This is a genomic window from Gemmatimonas sp., from assembly GCF_021298855.1.
Taxonomy (GTDB): Bacteria; Gemmatimonadota; Gemmatimonadetes; order Gemmatimonadales; family Gemmatimonadaceae; genus Gemmatimonas.
In genome coordinates, this window is record NZ_JAJTHI010000088.1 from 1 (window position 1) to 13,668 (window position 13,668).

General features: G+C 69.2%; 12 protein-coding genes. 7 read left to right on the forward strand and 5 right to left on the reverse strand.

Annotated features, from left to right (window positions below; genetic code table 11):
- Positions 1 to 52: 52 nt before the first annotated feature.
- Positions 53 to 1,384, reverse strand: coding sequence for an amino acid permease (locus tag LW840_RS17400; protein ID WP_291273072.1), 1,332 nt, complete (start codon positions 1,382 to 1,384; stop codon positions 53 to 55).
- Positions 1,385 to 1,387: 3 nt separating this feature from the next.
- The gene (locus LW840_RS17405) at positions 1,388 to 3,427 is read right to left on the reverse strand and encodes a sodium-translocating pyrophosphatase (protein WP_291261505.1); all 2,040 of its coding nucleotides are present in this window, start codon (positions 3,425 to 3,427) and stop codon (positions 1,388 to 1,390) included.
- Between the two features lie 238 nt (positions 3,428 to 3,665).
- Here LW840_RS17405 and LW840_RS17410 point away from each other — a divergent pair, with 238 nt between their 5' ends.
- The 3 genes from LW840_RS17410 to LW840_RS17420 all read left to right on the forward strand — a co-directional run bounded on the left by LW840_RS17410 (position 3,666) and on the right by LW840_RS17420 (position 8,042).
- Positions 3,666 to 5,576 carry a Xaa-Pro dipeptidyl-peptidase gene (locus LW840_RS17410; protein ID WP_291277472.1) on the forward strand — a complete coding sequence of 637 codons (1,911 nt, stop codon included), beginning with the start codon at positions 3,666 to 3,668 and terminating at the stop codon, positions 5,574 to 5,576.
- A 132-nt stretch (positions 5,577 to 5,708) separates the two neighbouring features.
- Positions 5,709 to 7,619: a glycoside hydrolase family 3 protein gene (locus tag LW840_RS17415; protein WP_291266798.1), complete on the forward strand. Its 1,911-nt coding sequence runs from the start codon at positions 5,709 to 5,711 to the stop codon at positions 7,617 to 7,619.
- Between the two features lie 33 nt (positions 7,620 to 7,652).
- Positions 7,653 to 8,042, forward strand: coding sequence for a hypothetical protein (locus tag LW840_RS17420; protein ID WP_291261502.1), 390 nt, complete (start codon positions 7,653 to 7,655; stop codon positions 8,040 to 8,042).
- On the opposite strand, the gene LW840_RS17425 is transcribed toward LW840_RS17420, so the two are convergent.
- From LW840_RS17425 to LW840_RS17435, 3 genes are read right to left on the reverse strand one after another with little or no spacing between them, the layout of a single operon-like run.
- Entirely contained in the window at positions 8,020 to 9,087 is a 1,068-nt protein-coding gene (locus LW840_RS17425) for a zinc ribbon domain-containing protein (RefSeq protein ID WP_291261501.1), read from the reverse strand. The genes LW840_RS17420 and LW840_RS17425 overlap by 23 nt on opposite strands.
- Before the next feature lie 3 nt (positions 9,088 to 9,090).
- On the reverse strand, positions 9,091 to 9,831 hold the full coding sequence (locus LW840_RS17430; RefSeq protein ID WP_291266797.1) for an alpha/beta hydrolase: 741 nt from the start codon (positions 9,829 to 9,831) through the stop codon (positions 9,091 to 9,093).
- Positions 9,828 to 10,610 carry an enoyl-CoA hydratase/isomerase family protein gene (locus LW840_RS17435; RefSeq protein WP_291269154.1) on the reverse strand — a complete coding sequence of 261 codons (783 nt, stop codon included), beginning with the start codon at positions 10,608 to 10,610 and terminating at the stop codon, positions 9,828 to 9,830. The genes LW840_RS17430 and LW840_RS17435 overlap by 4 nt, the downstream gene beginning before the upstream one ends.
- A gap of 62 nt (positions 10,611 to 10,672) precedes the next feature.
- Between LW840_RS17435 and paaA the strand changes: the two genes are divergently transcribed.
- The 4 genes from paaA (at position 10,673) to paaD (ending at position 13,284) form a co-directional block, all read left to right on the forward strand.
- A complete protein-coding gene (paaA, locus tag LW840_RS17440; RefSeq protein ID WP_291266795.1) occupies positions 10,673 to 11,644 on the forward strand; it encodes a 1,2-phenylacetyl-CoA epoxidase subunit PaaA in 972 nt (323 codons plus the stop codon).
- Positions 11,641 to 11,934, forward strand: a complete 294-nt coding sequence (paaB, locus tag LW840_RS17445) for a 1,2-phenylacetyl-CoA epoxidase subunit PaaB (protein ID WP_343213639.1) — start codon at positions 11,641 to 11,643, stop codon at positions 11,932 to 11,934. Before paaA ends, paaB begins: the two co-directional genes overlap by 4 nt.
- 79 nt (positions 11,935 to 12,013) lie before the next feature.
- On the forward strand, positions 12,014 to 12,790 hold the full coding sequence (gene paaC, locus LW840_RS17450) for a 1,2-phenylacetyl-CoA epoxidase subunit PaaC (protein ID WP_343213640.1): 777 nt from the start codon (positions 12,014 to 12,016) through the stop codon (positions 12,788 to 12,790).
- Between the two features lie 5 nt (positions 12,791 to 12,795).
- Positions 12,796 to 13,284, forward strand: a complete 489-nt coding sequence (gene paaD / locus LW840_RS17455) for a 1,2-phenylacetyl-CoA epoxidase subunit PaaD (protein WP_291261516.1) — start codon at positions 12,796 to 12,798, stop codon at positions 13,282 to 13,284.
- Positions 13,285 to 13,668: the final 384 nt, after the last annotated feature.

The following is a 13,668-nucleotide window of genomic DNA, read 5'->3' on the forward strand; positions in this document are numbered from 1 at the left end:
ACCCCGACGCAGACCCCGACCCAGACCCCGACGCAGACCCCGACGCAGACCCCTACCCAGCCCCCGACGCCACCCCCGACCGCTTACCCGTTCGCGCCGCCACCACGTAGAACAGCGACGCGGCCCCGATGGTCAGCAGCAGCACCGTCCACTCGGCCTGCGTGATGCTCGTGAGCAGCCAGCCGATGAGCGCGATCGTGATGAACGGCACCAGCGGACCGCCCGGAACGGAGAAGGGCACGGCACCCTCCTGACGGATGCCGCGCTGGCGCAGCATGAACGTGGCCGCAGCACACCCGGCATACAGCAGCAGCGCGGCGAGATTGGAGATCACCGCCAGCTGCTCGAACGAGTTGAACACCGCGAGAGCGCCCACCAGCGTGGTCTGGATGACGATGGCCACGTGCGGCGTGCGATAGCCCGGATGCACCGAGCCCACCACCTTGGGCAGCAGGCCATCCTCGGCGAAACGGAAGAGGGCCCGCGGCACGGCGAGTGTCATGCCGCTCACGTAGCCGAACATCGAGATGGAGGCACCCACGAGCAGGAGCAGGCGCCCCGGGGTACCGAGAACGCTCTCGGCCGCAAAGGCCAGCGGCGCCGCCGTGCTCGTGGCGAGCGCGTCACCGAGCAGTCCCGCCGCCACCAGGTGCACCGCCAGGTAGAGCAGCGTCACGCCGATCATGGCAATGGCGAGCGCGCGCGGCACCGTGCGCGCGGGGTCGCGAATCTCTCCGCTTGGCACCAGCGCCGTCTCCACGCCACTGAACGCGAACACCAGCACGATGGCCGCGCGTGCCAGACTGGAGGGGCCTGGCATCTCGCGAATGGCGAGATGGTCCGGCTGAATGAAGAACACCCCGATGGCCACGAACGCGATGAGCGGCAGCAGCTTGGCCACACTGGCCACGACAATGAGCTTGGTGCCCTGCTCCACGCCGCGGATGTTCACCCACGCGAGCAGCACGAACATGGCCACGATGACCGGCACCCGAATGGACGGCAAACCGAAGAGCGCCCCCAGCCCCTCCGCAAAGGCCGACGCCACGCCGGCCACGGCGGTGGTCCCCAGCATCCACAGCAGCACGCCGGCCAGAAAGCCCACATAGCGGCCAAAGACCGCCTCCACGTACGCGTACGGGCCACCGGTCAGCGTGATACGGCTGCCCGCTTCGGCGAAGCAGAGCACCACGAAGCCCATCACCACCGCGCAAATGAGGTAGACGAACGGCGCGGCGGCCCCGGCCGCGGCGGCGGCGCCGGCCGGCAGGCGGAAGATGCCGCCACCCACCGTGACGTTGAAGATGCTGGCCGCGAGGGCCCAAACGCCAACCGCGCGGACCAGTTCCGGTCCGCGCGGCGACGCTGCTGAGGGAGCAGTCACGTATCAGGCCTTGGAGAGCAGCGGAATGAGCAGCAGGGCCACGATATTGATGATCTTGATGAGGGGGTTGATGGCAGGGCCCGCCGTGTCCTTGTACGGATCGCCCACCGTATCACCCGTCACGGCCGCCTTGTGGGCATCGCTTCCCTTGCCGCCATGATGTCCTTCCTCGATGTACTTCTTGGCGTTGTCCCACGCGCCACCGCCGGTGCACATCGAGATGGCCACGAACAGGCCGGTGACGATGGTGCCCATGAGGAGACCGCCCAGTGCCGCGCCGCCAAGCACGATGCCCACGATGGCGGGGATCACGAGCGGCAGCAGCGAGGGCAGGATCATCTCACGAATGGCCGCCTTGGTGAGCAGGTCCACCGCGCGATCGTACTGCGGCTTCTGCGTGCCCTTCATGATGCCGGGCAGTTCCTTGAACTGACGACGCACTTCCTGCACGACGGCACCCGCCGCGCGACCAACGGCAGTCATGGCCGACGCGCCGAACAGGTACGGAATCATACCGCCAATGAGCAGACCAATGACGACCTTCGGATCGTCGATGGAGAAGTTCACCGGCGAGCCGAGGTGCTCACCCAGCTTGCTGCTGTAGTCGGCGAAGAGCACCAGCGCCGCGAGACCGGCCGAGCCGATCGCGTAGCCCTTGGTCACCGCCTTCGTCGTGTTGCCCACGGCGTCGAGCGCGTCGGTGGTCTTGCGGATCTCGGGGCCGAGATGGCTCATCTCGGCAATGCCGCCGGCGTTGTCCGTGATGGGGCCGTACGCGTCGAGGGCCACGATCATGCCGGCCATCGAGAGCATCGAGGTGGCGGCGATGGCCACACCGTAGAGGCCCGCGAACTGGTAGCAGGCGTAGATGGCGGCGGCCACCACCAGCACCGGTGCCGCCGTCGAGCGCATCGACACCGCGAGACCGGCAATCACGTTGGTGCCGTGCCCCGTTTCCGACGCCTTCGCAATTTCCCGCACCGGCCCGTACTCCGTGGCCGTGTAGTACTCGGTGATCACCACCAGCGCGGCGGTGAGCACGAGACCAACCATCGCACAGAGGAACAGGTTCGTGCCCTGTTCGCCGGGGAACATGCTCTGCGTGACGAAGAAGAACGCAATCGCCGCGAGCACGCCCGACACGATCAGGCCGCGATAGAGCGCGTTCATGATCTTGCCGCCCGGCTTCACGCTCACGAAGAACGTGCCGATGATCGACGCGGGGATGGACACCGCGCCAAGCACGAGCGGATACAGCACACCGGTGTTGCCGTACGTGGAGTAGCCGAGCCCCGCCACGAGCATCGCGGCGATCACGGTGACCGCATACGTCTCGAACAGGTCGGCCGCCATACCGGCGCAGTCACCGACGTTGTCGCCCACGTTGTCCGCGATCACCGCCGGATTGCGCGGATCGTCTTCCGGGATCCCCGCTTCGACCTTGCCCACGAGGTCGGCGCCCACGTCGGCGCCCTTCGTGAAGATGCCGCCGCCGAGGCGGGCGAAGATGGAGATGAGCGACGAGCCGAAGGCCAGGCCGACCATCGGCTCCAGCGCGTGCTTCACCGCTTCCTCACCCGTGGCATCGCCGATGGCCACCATGTAGAAGCCCGCCACGCCCAGCAGGCCAAGTCCCACCACCAGCATGCCGGTGATCGCACCGCCCTTGAAGCTGATGTTCAGCGCCGCGTTGAGTCCCTTCGTCGCAGCCTGCGCGGTACGCGAATTGGCGCGTACCGACACGAACATGCCAATGAACCCGGCCACGCCCGACAGAATCGCCCCGATGGCGAAGCCGATGGCGGTGAGCCAGCTGCCGAGGCCGAGGCCGACGGCAAGGAAGAGCACAACGCCGACCATGGCGATGGTGGTGTACTGACGCTTCAAGTAGGCATCGGCGCCTTCCCGGATAGCGCCGGCGATCTCTTGCATGCGCTCATTGCCGGCGGGCTGGGCAATGATCCAGCGCGCCGACACGATGCCGTAGACGATGGCAATGGCCGCGCAGCCGAGCGCGAGGAAAATGGCGTACTGCTCGAGCACGTGTGGGTGGGTGGGAGGAATGGCAGACCGGCCGGACCGCAGCCGGTTCAGGGGTATCCTGCGGAAAATCACTGCCGGAGCGGGATGTCGCCAGTAGCGGTCCCTTTGGACTCCCCCCCCGCGCCTGCGCCCCAGCGGGCTCGGCGGCAGCGTCACCGGGCTTCATGACGGGCAGATGCTAGATTGTGCTGCCATCGCCCGCTGGGCTCGCCGCACTTCTCCCTCCGCACCCTGCCACATGCCTGCCGCGCGTTCCACGTTGCGAGTTCGTCTGGTTGCCCCCCTGTTGCTCATGGGCATCGCGAGTGCCTGTCGTTCCGGCGGCGGGTCGGCCGCCGGTACGCCAGTCGGCAGTGTGCCTGCCGGCGGTGCGCCGGTCGCCGGGGCGACCGTACCCGCCCCGTACGTCATTGCCGATGGGCAGTCGCAGGTCACCCCCGCCTTTGCCGACTCCTCCCAGTGGGTGCGGGAGCGCCTGTGGGTGGAAACGGAGTTCGACTCCGACTACGACGGCCGGAAGGACCGGGTGCACGTGGACGTCACCCGGCCGGGCCCCACGGCGAGCGGCCTCAAGGTGCCGGTGGTGTACGAAACCAGCCCCTACTTTGCGGGGACGGACCCGAACGAGGACATCTTCTGGCCCGTGAAGCAGGAGCTGGGGGCGCCGCCGCCGTCGCGGACGCTGGGCAAGGGGGCCGCGTACAACGCGGGCCGGACACGGATTTCCAACTCCCAGGTGCGCACCTGGGTACCCCGCGGCTTCGCCGTGGTGCATTCCGAATCGCCGGGCACGGGCCTGAGCCAGGGGTGCGTCACGATCGGTGGCATGAACGAATCGCTTGCCCCGAAGGCCGTCATCGACTGGCTCAACGGGCGCGCCAAGGGATACACAACCGCCACCGGCGGCACGGAAGTGACGGCGACCTGGGCGACGGGCAAGGTGGGGATGACCGGCACCTCCTTCAACGGCACGCTGCCGGTGGCCGTGGCGACCACCGGGGTGAAGGGGCTCGAGGCCATCATCCCCGTGTCACCGAACAATTCCTATTATCGCTATTACCGGTCGCACGGGTTGGTGCGCAGCCCCGGTGGCTATCTCGGTGAAGACGTGGACGTGCTCTACGACTTCGTGCAGAGTGGTGACACGGCCCGCCGGGCACTCTGTCATGCGCGCGTACGCGACGACATCATGCGCAACATCGATCGGCGCAGCGGTGACCTGAGCGACTGGTGGGTGCAGCGCGACTACATCGCGCAGGCGAAGGGCATTCGCGCCGCCATGCTCACGGCGCACGGCTTCAACGACTGGAACGTGATGCCGTCGCACACCACGATCATGGCGGAGGCGGTGCGTGCCAACGGCACGCCGGTGCAGATGTATTTCCATCAGGGTGGGCATGGTGGCGAGCCGCCGCTGGCCATGATGAACCGGTGGTTCACGCGCTACCTGCTGGGCGTGCAGAACGGGGTGGAACAGGACCCGCGGTCCTTCGTGGTGCGCGAAGGCGCGTCCCGTCAGAGCCCCACGCCGTATGCGGCGTACCCGCATCCCGAGAGCGCGCCGGTGGAGCTGTATCCCCTCAAGGGCGGCGCGCAGGTGGGCGGGCTCGGCTTGGCGCGTCTGGCCGGCCAGGGAACCGAGACGCTCACCGACGAGGTGTCCCAGAGTGGCGCGCAACTCGCCATGGCGGCCGCATCACCCCATCGCCTGCTCTACGCACTGCCCACGTTCACGCAGCCGGTGCACCTCAGTGGCACCGCGCGCGTGACGATCCGCGTGTCGTCCACCAAGGCCGCAGCCAACCTGTCGGTGTGGCTCGTGGAACTGCCGTATCCCGCCGGCACCAACGGCGCGATGGATCCGCGCGGAATCGTGACTCGCGGCTGGGCCGACCCGCAGAACGCGAAGTCGCTGCGCCGCAGCGCCCCGCTGCGCGCCGGCGAAGCGGTGTCGCTCACCTTCGACCTCGAGCCCGACGACCAGATCATTCCCGCGGGCAAGCGCCTCGGCTTCATGATCTTCTCGAGCGACAAGGAGTTCACGCTGTGGCCGAGCGCGGGCACGCAGCTGAGCGTGGACCTCGATGCGACCACCCTGGTGCTGCCGGTCGTCGGCGGCACCGCGGCGATCTCGCGCGCGGTGCCGTAAGCACGGAATCCTCAGCATGCGGGCCGTTGGGACCGTACTGGGGGCGCAGTGATAGATTGCGGCAGCAGGCCGGAGCGTCGGCGCGAGAGGCGTCGGCGGGTCCGGTATCCGTTTCCCTCCGTTTCGCTCACCATGGCGCGTGCCTGGCTTCTGCCCCTGAGCACCGTGCTGGCGGTTGGTTGTGCCGCCGCCGGTTCGCGTAGCTCCACTGATCCGGCGGCCCCGGTGCCCGCCCCGGTAGCGGCCCCCGCCGAGCGCGGGGGAGGCGCACCGGCGGCTGCCGGTCGCGCCACCAGCACGCGTGCGGCATGGGTCGATTCCGTGCTGGCCACGCTGAGCGTGCGCCAGAAGGCGGCGCAGATGGTGTGGGTATGGACACTGGGCGATTACACCGCGGCGGATGCCCCCGGGTACGCCGCCATTGCCCGGCAGATCACGGAGCTCGAACTGGGTGGCGTCATCGTATCGGTGGGTGGCCCCCTGGACATCGCCACCAAGCTCAACGCGCTCCAGCGCGCCGCCAGGCTGCCGTTGCTCGTGGGCGCCGATCTCGAGACGGGCGCGGCCTTCCGCGCGCGCGGCGGCTGGTTTCTGCCCAATGCCATCGAGCTGGGCGGGGCCACGTCGTTCCCCTACCAGATGGGAATCGGTGCCACGCGTGACCCGAAGCTGGCCTACGAGATGGGACGGGTCACGGCGCAGGAGGGGCGGGCCATGGGCATTCACATGGCGTTCGCCCCCGTGCTCGACGTGAACAACAACCCCAAGAACCCAGTCATCAGCGCCCGGTCGTTCGGTGAGGACCCGGCACTCGTGTCGGAGATGGGGGTGGCCCTCATGCGCGGCATTCAGGAGCACGGCATGCTCGCCACCGGCAAGCACTTTCCCGGGCACGGCGACACCGAGCAGAACTCGCACCTCGAACTGTCACGGGTGAACGTGTCGCGGGCGCGTCTCGACAGTGTGGAGCTGCGTCCGTTCCAGGCGGCCATCGACGCCGGGCTGCGAGGCATGATGACCTTTCATGGCGATCTGCCCGCTCTCGACACCACGAAGACGGCCGCCACACTCAGCCGCCGGGTGATGACCGACCTGCTCAAGCACGAGATGAAGTTCAGCGGGTTGCTCGTGACGGATGCGCTGGACATGAACGGCGTGCTGGGCAACATGACCATGGCCGAGGCCACGCTGCGCGCGGTCGAGGCCGGGAACGATGTCCTGCTCATGCCCACCGACGCCAAGGTGAGCATCGACGCGGTCGTCGAGGCGGTGGCCACGGGGCGCATCACCGAGGCGCGCCTCGACGAATCCGTGCGCAAACTGCTCGCGGCCAAACACGAGTTCGGGCTGCACCGCCAACGTCTGGTGGATGTCGAGGCGGTGCGCACCACGGTGGGGACCACCGCCAATCAGGCACCGGCGCGCGACGCCGCCGCGAAGGCCATCACGCTCGTGCGCGATTCGCTCTCCCTGGTGCCGTTCACGCTGCCCCGCACGGCGCGCGTGGTGAGCATCACGGTGTCGTCGCGGGTGGACTTGAGCGCCGGTCGCGGCTTCGACGCGGAGCTGCGCAGCGCGTACCCCAATCTGCTGTCGCTGACGCTCACCCCCGAAGTGGTGGCCGAAGCCACCGCCGGTGCCGCCGCCGGCAACACGGGGGGGTACCGCATTACCCCCGATCCGGCGCTGCTGCCGGCGTCGGTGGAGAACGCGCTGGCCATTGCGCGGGGCGCCGACCTCGTGCTGGTGTCCAGTTACATCGGCGCCGCGACGAACACGGCGAGCATGGTGCCGACCAAGGGACTGCCGGAGCTGCTGGACGGGCTGCGTGCCGCCAGCACGAAGGTGGTGCTGGTAAGCTTCAACAACCCGTACCTGCAGCTTGGACTGCCGCTCACCGAGGCGCATCTGCTGGCCTGGAGCCCGTGGACCGCGTCGCAGCGTGCCGCGGCGCGGGCGCTGCTGGGGCGCGCGCCCATCACCGGCAAGCTGCCCATCACGCTGCCCGGTGTCGCCGCATTCGGCGCCGGACTGACCCGCTGACCGTCACGGTCACCTCACCAGGCGCTTTCTGACATGATCACCACCTCTCGCCGCACCCTGGCCACGCTGGCCCTGTCCGCCGCCTCGCTCGTTGCCGTCGGCACCGCCGTGGCCCAGCGCGTGGCCACCGATCTCACCGGCATCTGGAACTTCAAGGTCGTCACCGAAAACGGGACCGGCACCCCCACCGTGACCATCAAGCAGCAGGGCGATTCCCTCACCGGCACCTACGAGTCGGGGCGCATGGGCACGCTCCCCTTCAAGGGCACCACCAAGGGGAACAGCTTCAGCTTCGCGGTGAGTACCAGCGGGGGCGCCACGCTCACCTTTGCCGGCACCATCGTGGACAATGACACGGTGAAGGGCGACGTGGACTTCGGGGGGCAGGGGGGCGCGACCTTTACGGGTGAGCGCCGGAAGTGACGGCACGCTGCGCCGCGGGCACGCCGCAGTCGGGGCAGTAGGGGAAGAACGCGTTCTTGCGCACGCCACAGGCGCCGCAGCTGTCGAAGAGGCGCAGACCGCAGTGCACGCAGAAGTTCACGTACCCCTGTGGCCCCTTGTTCACGGCGCGTTCGCACCCCGGACACACACCGCCGTCGATACGCTTGATGGCCGCCTCGTAGGGCATGGCCCGCCGGCGTTCGGCATCGCTCTGCTGCTCCACTTCCTGCCGGCGCGCCACGTAGCGGCGCATGGCGCGAATGATCCACACGCCGCAGACGCCCGACGCCACGATCCCCACGCCATAGCGCACGTAGCCGCCATAGCTCGGCAGATACGGCACCAGCTCCACGAAGAAGGCGAACAGCGCGAAGAGCACGAAGCCACGCAGCAGTGGCCAGTATTCACTCGTCCGCTTGCGCGCCACGAGCCACCCGGCCACGAGCAGGAGCGGCAGCGTCAGCGCGAGGCGAATGGCAAAGGTCACCAGCTCCTGCCGGAAACGCGCCTGCGCGTAGGGACGCGCGGCCTCCTCTTCGAGCTGCACTTCCGCACTGCGCGTCGCCTCCTGCGCCTGTGCCACCGCCAGCAGCGTGGCATCGTGCCCCTCGACCCGGCGTTCCGCCTCGCGCTCGAGGGTCTTGAGCGAGTCCAGCGACCGCGTGCGCCGCAGCACTTCCGGATCCTGCTGCGGATCGGTCGTGGCCGTGCGCGTGATGATCCAGGCGTCGAACTGCGTGCGCGCCGCGGTGTACCCGTTGCGCGCCACGGCCAGCTGCTGCGTGGCCCGGTCGCGCGCCTCCTGCGTGCGCCGGTTCGCCTCCAGCAACGAGTCGCGCCGCGCCCGCAGCGGCGCCATCCGGGTCCCGTCCACGAAATCCTGCAGCGACACCGGTCGATCGGTGCCCGGCAGTTCGCCCACGATCTTGCCGCCGAGGCCGATCAGGAACGAGGCGAACACCATGGAGACGGCCCACATGGCCATCGCGAACAACCGCTCGGGGACGCGCAGGGCACGAAACATGGGTCAGCCTCCAGATGACAGTCGCTGGGCCAGATCACTCACTTCGCGGGCAATGCACGCTACGTCCACCTGCTCGATGGGATGTGGCGTATGGGCAAGCAACGACGCTCTGGCGTGCGGCAGACGCGAGGCGGCGTGCGCCGTTTCCCTGAGCGACACGGAGTCGTCGCGGTCACCGACGAGCAGGTGCACGGGGCAGTGGATCGCGGCGAGCGTGTCGTCGGTGAGCGGCGGGGCATCCCCCAGGCGGCGCAGCAGCCGTGCCGTGTGCGCGAGCACCGTTTCCCAGCCGCCTGCTCCCTGGTGTCGTTCGGCGAGGGTGGCGGCAAAGGCTGGCACCTTCTCGCGAATGAGGCTGGCGTCGAGCCGGGCGGCCGCGCGCGCGGCGATGGCCGGCGTCCAGTGCAGCACGGTGCCCAGGGTGACCACGCCGCCAATCGTCCCCGGCGCGCGCAGTTCCCGCACCAGCGCCGCGTAGCCGCCCATGGAGTAGCCAAAGACCAGCGGACGCGTGATGGCGGCGCGCGCCATGGCCTCGCCAAGGGCGTCGGCCAGCGCGGTCATCTCGAAGGGCTGACCCGTGGCGAGCATGGTCTCCCCGTGGCCGGGCAGCTCGACGGGCACCACCTCGGCAAACTGGCGGAGCGCGCGCAACGCCTCCACCACCGGCGCCATCTGCCGGGCACTGCCCAGCGCACCGTGCACCACCACCACCGCCGGCACCAGCGGGGTGGCGGGGCTCATTTGCCCTTGAAGCTGCTGATGGCCCGCCGGGTGAACTCCGACAGCACGAGCGACCCGCTCATCCCCGCCCGTTCGGCGAGCAGCGCGTCCCACGTGTCGGTGCCGGCCCAGAACACCTGCTTCATCATGGCCATGGCCTCCGGATTCGCGGCGGCCAGTGTGGCGGCCTGCGCGTCCACGGCCTGGTCGAGCGCGGCCACGTCGGGCACCACCTTGGCGTACAGCCCGCGGCGCTCGCACCACGCGGCGTCGCGCCAATCGGCATCCACCGCCATCTGGCTGAAGCTGGCGAGGCCGATCTTCTTTTCGATCACCGGCCCCACCACGAACGGGCCAATGCCCACGGCCAGCTCGCTGAGCTTGGCACTGGCCTTGTCCACGGCGATCGCGAAATCGCTGGCGGCGATGAGTCCCACCGCCCCGCCGGCGGCCTTGCCGTGCACACGCGTCACGACGAACTGCGGGGCGCGGATCATGGCCAGAATCACCCCCGCGAAGCCGCTGAAGAAGCGCTGCCCCTGCTTGCGGTCCTCGATGGCCGCCAGCTCGTCGAAGGACGCACCGGCACAGAAGGGGCCGCTGCCGCCGCTCTGCAGGACGATGACCCGCACGTCGGGGGTGCGGCTCACTGCGGTCACCGTGGCCGCCAGTTCCTGCAACACGGCACTCGGGAGCGAATTGCTCTTGGGGTGGTGGAATTCGATGCGGCCGACGCCAGCGCTGACGTGGGTCCGGACGTAGCCATCCGGACCGGATTCGATGGGGGGAAAGGGCGACATGCGGGGAAGATAGCGCCCGGTTCCAATTGTCGAAGCCGGCCACGCCTTGGTACCTTTCGCTCATGGACCAGACCATGCCCGTCCCCACCGAGGATTCGGCCCTCCTGGCCGCCTTCGAAGCCCGCATCGCCGCCGGCGAAAGCATCGAGCCGAAGGACTGGATGCCGGACCGTTATCGCAAGCAGCTCACCCGGATGATGTCGCAGCATGCGCACTCCGAAGTGGTGGGTATGCTCCCCGAAGGCAACTGGATCACGCGCGCCCCCAGCCTGCGTCGCAAGTTGTCGCTCATCGCCAAGGTGCAGGATGAGGCCGGCCACGGCCTGTACATCTACTGCGGCACCGAGACGCTGGGGGTCGATCGCCACGAACTCGTCGAGCAGCTGCTCGACGGGCGGGCGAAGTACTCGAGCATCTTCAATTACCCCACGCTCGCGTGGGCCGACATGGGCGTGATCGGCTGGCTGGTGGACGGTGCGGCGATCGTGAACCAGACGGTGCTCGCGAAGGCCAGCTACGGCCCCTACGCGCGCGCCATGGTGCGCATCTGCAAGGAAGAGAACTTCCACAAGCGTCAGGGCTACGAGATCTGCACGGTGCTCGCCAACGGCACGCCGGCGCAGAAGGCCATGCTGCAGGAGTCGGTCAATCGGTTCTGGTGGCCGGCCCTCATGATGTTCGGCCCCAGCGACACGAACTCGCCCAACAGCGCCGAGCTGCTCAAGTGGCGCGTCAAGCGCAAGACGAACGACGAGCTGCGCCAGCGCTTCGTGAATCTCACGGTGCCGCAGGCCATCGCCCTCGGCATCACGCTCCCCGATCCGGATCTGCGCTTCAACGAGACGACCGGTGACTGGGACATCGGGGAGATCGACTGGAGCGAGTTCCACGCGGTGCTCAAGGGCAACGGGCCCTGCAACCACGAGCGCATGGCGGCGCGCCGCAAGGCGCATGACGATGGCGCCTGGGTGCGCGCGGCGGCCACGGCACACGCGCAGAAGCAGCAGGCCCGCAAGGACACGGCGGCGGCATGAGCCTGCCAGACGGTCAGTGGCCGCTGTGGGAAGTCTTCACGCAGGGCGCACGCGGCGAACCGTTCGAGCACGCCGGCAGTGTGCACGCGGCCGACGCCGAGCACGCCATGCAGAATGCGCGTGACGTGTACACGCGCCGCGGGGAAGCGGTGAATCTCTGGGTGGTGCCGAGCACGGCCATCGTGGCCTCGGCACCGTCCGATGCCGGACCGTTCTTCGATCCGGGCAACGACAAGCCGTATCGCCATCCGCAGTTCTACGTCGCGCCGCGCGGCGTGCGCATCTTCTGAGGCGGGCGTGGCTCACGACGACACCGAATCCCCCGGCCCGACACGTGCCGGCGTGATCAACAAGGCGCCCGATTACCCCATCGCGGCGCCGCGGCAGTCCCCCATCGCCAATCCGCTGGCGGAGTACCTGCTGCGCCTCGGCGACGACCGCCTGGTGCTGGGGCATCGCGTGAGCGAATGGTGCGGCCACGGCCCCATCCTCGAAGAGGATATCGCGCTCTCCAATATCGCCCTCGACCTCATCGGCCACGCGCAGAGCATTCTTGCGCTCGCCGGCACGGTGGAAGGGCAGGGGCGCGACGAGGATGCGCTGGCCTACTTCCGCGACGGCACGGCGTTTCGCAACGCGCTGCTGGTGGAACAGCCCAACGGGGACTTCGCGGTCACCATGGTGCGCCAGTTCCTGTTCGACGCGTACAGCGTGCTGCTCTGGGATCAGCTGTCGCGGTGCGCGCACGAGTCGCTCGCGGCCATTGCCGCCAAGTCGCTCAAGGAAGACAAGTACCACCTGCGCCACAGCAGTGAATGGGTGGTGCGCCTGGGCGACGGCACGGACGAGAGCCACGCGCGGACGCAATCGGCGCTCGAGGCGCTGTGGCGTTTCACCGGGGAGCTGTTCGATCGCGATGCGGTGGACGATGCCGTGGCGCAGCAGGGGATTGCGGTGGACCACGCGGCCATCCGGTCGCTGTGGGATACCATGGTGAACGACGTCCTGCAGCGCGCCACGCTCGCGCGCCCGGCCGACGGCGTAATGCGCCGCGGCGGTCGGCAGGGGCGGCACACGGAATCGCTGGGGCACATGTTGGCCACCATGCAGAGCGTCGCCCGCGCGCATCCCGGCGCGACGTGGTGAGTGTGATGCTCACGCGGGACGAGGTCTTCGCGGTTCTGCAGACGGTGCCGGACCCGGAAGTGCCGGTGATCAGTGTGGTGGAGTTGGGGGTGGTGCGGGATGTCGACATCACCCCCGATGGCGTGACGGTGACGATGACGCCCACGTACTCCGGCTGCCCGGCGATGCGCGAGATGGAAGCCGACGTGAAGGCGGCGTTGCTGGCGCGCGGGGTGCCGAAGGTGACGGTCCACATGACGCTGTCGCCGGCGTGGACGACGGACTGGATCGGCGAGGAGGCGCGCGAGAAGCTGCGCCGCTACGGCATTGCGCCGCCGGGGCGCGCCGATCAGGGCGGCTTCGTGACGCTCACGCGCGCACGGCCCGCCGTGGCCTGTCCGTTCTGCGGGTCCACCGACACGGTCCTCCAGAGCGAGTTCGGCTCGACGGCGTGCAAGGCCATCCATTCGTGCCGCGCCTGCGGTTCGCCGTTCGACGAATTCAAGGCGCTGTGACGGCCGCGATCGCGGAACGGCGGTCGAGGGTGGTTGGGGTCGGGGTCCTGCCACCGCGGTCGGGGTCCTGCCACGGCAGTCGGGGTACTGCCACCGCGGTCGGGGGCTGAAACCCAGTCGGGGTCGTGGCGCGGCCCGGGTCGTGTCTGGGTCCGGGTCGGGGTCTTGGCGCGGGCGGCACTGCGGCGCGGGGGGCGTGTCGGGGTCGGGGGGGGCGCGACGCTGCGCTGGCGCCGGTCGGCGTCGACAACGATGCAGCGGTCGTGGCTCCGGGTGGGGTTGGGGGCGCGGCGCTTCGCGCGCGTGGTCGGGGTCGGGGTCGGGGCACCCCCACCCCCAGCCGACCCCTCAACCGCCCCACCGCAGTCGACCCCGCCCGGCGCC

Excerpts from the sequence above, each read along its gene's own strand:
- LW840_RS17410 (WP_291277472.1), top strand. The coding sequence starts at position 3,666 with ATGCCTGCCGCGCGTTCCACGTTGCGAGTTCGTCTGGTTGCCCCCCTG.
- LW840_RS17415 (WP_291266798.1), top strand. The coding sequence starts at position 5,709 with ATGGCGCGTGCCTGGCTTCTGCCCCTGAGCACCGTGCTGGCGGTTGGT.
- LW840_RS17420 (WP_291261502.1), top strand. The coding sequence starts at position 7,653 with ATGATCACCACCTCTCGCCGCACCCTGGCCACGCTGGCCCTGTCCGCC.
- LW840_RS17425 (WP_291261501.1), bottom strand. The coding sequence starts at position 9,087 with ATGTTTCGTGCCCTGCGCGTCCCCGAGCGGTTGTTCGCGATGGCCATG.
- LW840_RS17430 (WP_291266797.1), bottom strand. The coding sequence starts at position 9,831 with ATGAGCCCCGCCACCCCGCTGGTGCCGGCGGTGGTGGTGGTGCACGGT.
- LW840_RS17435 (WP_291269154.1), bottom strand. The coding sequence starts at position 10,610 with ATGTCGCCCTTTCCCCCCATCGAATCCGGTCCGGATGGCTACGTCCGG.
- paaA (WP_291266795.1), top strand. The coding sequence starts at position 10,673 with ATGGACCAGACCATGCCCGTCCCCACCGAGGATTCGGCCCTCCTGGCC.
- paaB (WP_343213639.1), top strand. The coding sequence starts at position 11,641 with ATGAGCCTGCCAGACGGTCAGTGGCCGCTGTGGGAAGTCTTCACGCAG.
- paaD (WP_291261516.1), top strand. The coding sequence starts at position 12,796 with ATGCTCACGCGGGACGAGGTCTTCGCGGTTCTGCAGACGGTGCCGGAC.